This window comes from Tenacibaculum caenipelagi (assembly GCF_004363005.1).
GTDB lineage: Bacteria > Bacteroidota > Bacteroidia > Flavobacteriales > Flavobacteriaceae > Polaribacter > Polaribacter caenipelagi.
In genome coordinates, this window is the sequence record NZ_SNYH01000014.1 from 1 (window position 1) to 1,100 (window position 1,100).

Here is a 1,100-nt window from a genome sequence, read left to right on the forward strand (position 1 = left end):
GTTGCTGTAGCTACATCGCCCGTTATAATTGCTCCATTACCACTTTCAACAGCATAAGGCAAGTATTCTTTGGTTTGCCTTCCAAAAGCATCGTATTCTACATGGGTAACAATATCTTTTTCATTTGGTGATTGCTTTATAGCAATATTTTGTTTCGGTCTTCCTAATCCATCATAGTATGTTATAGTTCTTATAGCATCTGCTGTATTAGTTAAGCTAGAAGTACTTGTTGTAGGTACTTGGGGAATGACAGTATATACATAGTTCTCATTACTTAATCCACTACTAGATGGACAACCTGTAGCTGAACCTCCTCCATGAACAGTTGGACATTGATCATCACTATTATTAACATACCCTGATGGTTGAGTACATTGTATTTTTGTGTTGCTAGTGTCTCCTAATAAATCCCCATCTGTATCTGCATACCATGTGGTGCCTCCCACCACTCCTAGAGTAACATCTATATAACTTGAGCTCGTACTCCAAAGCCCACTACTATTATTTCGTGCGCGTAAATAATATCTTCCACTTGTACTTACCATATAAGTACTATTGGAGTTCGATGTACTAGTACCAGCACTATTGGTTCCTTGCCAATACCATGTTGTTCCACTAGGAGGAGTACCTCTAGATAGGGTAGCGCTACTACAATCTTGACTTAGTATGGTTGGTGTTGCAGGAATGTCTGCAGTAAACCCTTCATCTATAAGACCATCACAATCATTGTCAACTCCATCATAAACCTCTGTTGCTCCCGGATGAATAGAGGGGTTATCATCATTACAGTCCGAACTATTGGCTACATACCCTGAAGGCTTCGTAGATGATTCTACTTGTAAGTATGGGTTTCCATAACCATCATTATCTGCGTCTCTATTCCATATAGAAACTTCTTCACCATCTCCTCCATCTGGTGGAGGAAGCATAAAAGCTTCTACTCTTGAGGTACTTTCTTTTTTACTCTCTTTTTTTTGTGCACTCGTATTTACAATGGCTAATAAAATAAATACCACTCCTAACAAATAATTCAATTGTAAACTTTTCATAGCTAATTAATTCTTATAATTGTATTTGTTTTCTTTTAAAAGATTCCCGTC

General features: G+C 37.6%; 1 protein-coding gene. It reads right to left on the bottom strand.

Translation table 11 applies throughout. The features are described from left to right. The coding region (locus tag DFQ07_RS15755) for a DUF6443 domain-containing protein (protein ID WP_208107711.1) at nt 1–1,049 on the bottom strand (1,049 nt) is incomplete at its 3' end. Nucleotides 1,050–1,100: the final 51 nt, after the last annotated feature.